2 rRNA genes are annotated in these 3,404 nt (G+C 57.1%); both read left to right on the top strand.

The window, feature by feature from the left end:
* Positions 1-59: 59 nt before the first annotated feature.
* Positions 60-3,179: ribosomal RNA gene (locus tag BUB75_RS43960) — 23S ribosomal RNA — on the top strand.
* A gap of 104 nt (positions 3,180-3,283) precedes the next feature.
* A 5S ribosomal RNA gene (rrf, locus tag BUB75_RS43965) occupies positions 3,284-3,400 on the top strand.
* Positions 3,401-3,404: the final 4 nt, after the last annotated feature.

Raw genomic sequence — 3,404 nt, forward strand, 5'->3', positions numbered from 1 at the left:
GTGCGGGTGCTGGTCGTTGTTTGAGAACTGCACAGTGGATGCGAGCATCTTATCTTTGTGGTCAAGTTGTTAAGGGCGCACGGTGGATGCCTTGGCACCAGGAGCCGATGAAGGACGTGGGAGACCGCGATAGTCCTCGAGGAGCTGTCAACCGAGCTGTGATTCGAGGGTGTCCGAATGGGGAAACCCGGCAGCAGTTATGTGCTGTCACCCGCACCTGAACACATAGGGTGTGTGGAGGGAACGTGGGGAAGTGAAACATCTCAGTACCCACAGGAAGAGAAAACAAGAGTGATTCCGTGAGTAGTGGCGAGCGAAAGCGGATGAGGCTAAACCGCGCACGTGTGATACCCGGCAGGGGTTGCGTGAGCGGGGTCGTGGGACGGCTATTGATCGGTCTGCCGGCTGGTCGGGAAGTAAGAAAATCATTGTGTTAGTCGAAGGTTCTGGGAAGGACCGGCGTAGAGGGTGAGACTCCCGTAGACGAAAACGCATGATCTTCCTTTAGTTGTTCCCAAGTAGCACGGGGCTCGTGAAATCTCGTGTGAATCTGGCGGGACCACCCGCTAAGCCTAAATACTCCCTGGTGACCGATAGTGCACTAGTACCGTGAGGGAAAGGTGAAAAGTACCCCGGGAGGGGAGTGAAATAGTACCTGAAACCGTGTGCCTACAAGCCGTCGGAGCAGACCTTCGGGGATGTGACGGCGTGCCTTTTGAAGAATGAGCCTGCGAGTTCGTGGTACGTGGCGAGGTTAACCCGTGTGGGGTAGCCGTAGCGAAAGCGAGTCCGAATAGGGCGTGTGAGTCGCGTGCTCGAGACCCGAAGCGGAGTGATCTATCCATGGGCAGGGTGAAGCGCCGGTAAGACGGCGTGGAGGCCCGAACCCACCAGGGTTGAAAACCTGGGGGATGACCTGTGGATAGGGGTGAAAGGCCAATCAAACTCCGTGATAGCTGGTTCTCCCCGAAATGCATTTAGGTGCAGCGTTGCGTGTTTCTTGCCGGAGGTAGAGCACTGGATGGCCTAGGGGGCCCACAAGCTTACTGAAGTCAGCCAAACTCCGAATGCCGGTAAGTGAGAGCGTGGCAGTGAGACTGCGGGGGATAAGCTTCGTAGTCGAGAGGGAAACAGCCCAGATCTCCAGCTAAGGCCCCTAAGCGTGTGCTAAGTGGGAAAGGATGTGGAGTCGCAGAGACAACCAGGAGGTTGGCTTAGAAGCAGCCACCCTTTAAAGAGTGCGTAATAGCTCACTGGTCAAGTGATTCCGCGCCGACAATGTAGCGGGGCTCAAGTACACCGCCGAAGCTGAGGCATTTACACGATGAACCTGGTTTCCGTTCCTGCGGGGCGGTTATTGGGTGTGTGGATGGGTAGGGGAGCGTCGTACAGCGGAGGAAGCAGCGGGGGAACCCAGTTGTGGACGCTGTGCGAGTGAGAATGCAGGCATGAGTAGCGAATGACGGGTGAGAAACCCGTCCGCCGGATGACCAAGGGTTCCTGGGCCAGGCTAATCCGCCCAGGGTGAGTCGGGACCTAAGGCGAGGCCGACAGGCGTAGTCGATGGACAACGGGTTGATATTCCCGTACCCGCGAAGAATCGTCCCTGATGAGGCAGCTTTGTGCTAACCACCCGAGCCGGCAGGCGTCTTCGGACAAGTGCTGGGGAGGCTGGGACCCCGGGTTGTAGTAGTCAAGCGATGGGGTGACGCAGGAAGGTAGCTCATCCCGGTGAATGGTGGTGCCGGGCTAAGGGTGTAGGACGAGACATTGGCAAATCCGTGTCTCATGGAGTCTGAGACCTGATGGGGAGCCGTTGTGGCGAAGTGAGTGATCCTATGCTGCCGAGAAAAGCCTCTAGCGAGATTCAAGCGGCCCGTACCCTAAACCGACACAGGTGGTCAGGTAGAGAATACCGAGGCGATCGAGCGAACTGTGGTTAAGGAACTCGGCAAAATACCCCCGTAACTTCGGGAGAAGGGGGGCCGGAGGCGTGATCCCACTTGCTGGGGGAGCGTTGTATGGCCGCAGAGACCAGGGGAAAGCGACTGTTTACTAAAAACACAGGTCCGTGCGAAGTCGTAAGACGATGTATACGGACTGACGCCTGCCCGGTGCTGGAACGTTAAGGGGACCGGTTAGTCTTTCGGGGCGAAGCTGAGAACTTAAGCGCCAGTAAACGGCGGTGGTAACTATAACCATCCTAAGGTAGCGAAATTCCTTGTCGGGTAAGTTCCGACCTGCACGAATGGCGTAACGACTTTCCTACTGTCTCAACCACAGGCTCGGCGAAATTGCACTACGAGTAAAGATGCTCGTTACGCGCGGCAGGACGGAAAGACCCCGGGACCTTTACTATAGCTTGGTATTGGTGTTCGATTCGGCTTGTGTAGGATAGGTGGGAGACTGTGAAGCGGGCACGCCAGTGTTCGTGGAGTCATCGTTGAAATACCACTCTGGTCGTATTGGATGTCTAACCCGGGCCCCTGATCGGGGTCGGGGACAGTGCCTGGTGGGTAGTTTAACTGGGGCGGTTGCCTCCTAAAATGTAACGGAGGCGCCCAAAGGTTCCCTCAGCCTGGTTGGCAATCAGGTGTTGAGTGCAAGTGCACAAGGGAGCTTGACTGTGAGACTGACAGGTCGAGCAGGAGCGAAAGCTGGGACTAGTGATCCGGCACTGGCTGGTGGAAGCGGTGTCGCTCAACGGATAAAAGGTACCCCGGGGATAACAGGCTGATCTTCCCCAAGAGTCCATATCGACGGGATGGTTTGGCACCTCGATGTCGGCTCGTCGCATCCTGGGGCTGGAGTAGGTCCCAAGGGTTGGGCTGTTCGCCCATTAAAGCGGTACGCGAGCTGGGTTTAGAACGTCGTGAGACAGTTCGGTCCCTATCCGCCGTGCGCGTTGGAGTCTTGAGAAGGGCTGTCCCTAGTACGAGAGGACCGGGACGGACGAACCTCTGGTGTGCCAGTTGTCCTGCCAAGGGCATGGCTGGTTGGCTACGTTCGGAAGGGATAACCGCTGAAAGCATCTAAGCGGGAAGCCTGCTTCGAGATGAGGTCTCCCACCACCTTGAGTGGTTAAGGCCCCCGAGTAGACGATCGGGTTGATAGGCCGGATGTGGAAGCCTGGTAACAGGTGGAGCTGACCGGTACTAATAGGCCGAGGGCTTGCCCACAAAGCATAGCCTTATTTGTGTAAGTAGTCGCATCCACTGTGTGGTTCCCAGACCACGAACAACACACCCGGGTCCGGGAGTGCTGTTTGCTGGTTTGACAGTGTTCCGGTGGTTATAGCGAGGAGGAAACGCCCGGTCCCATTCCGAACCCGGAAGCTAAGCTCCTCAGCGCCGATGGTACTGCACTGGTGATGGTGTGGGAGAGTAGGACGCCGCCGGACTTTT

Source organism: Cryptosporangium aurantiacum (assembly GCF_900143005.1).
Lineage (GTDB): Bacteria > Actinomycetota > Actinomycetes > Mycobacteriales > Cryptosporangiaceae > Cryptosporangium > Cryptosporangium aurantiacum.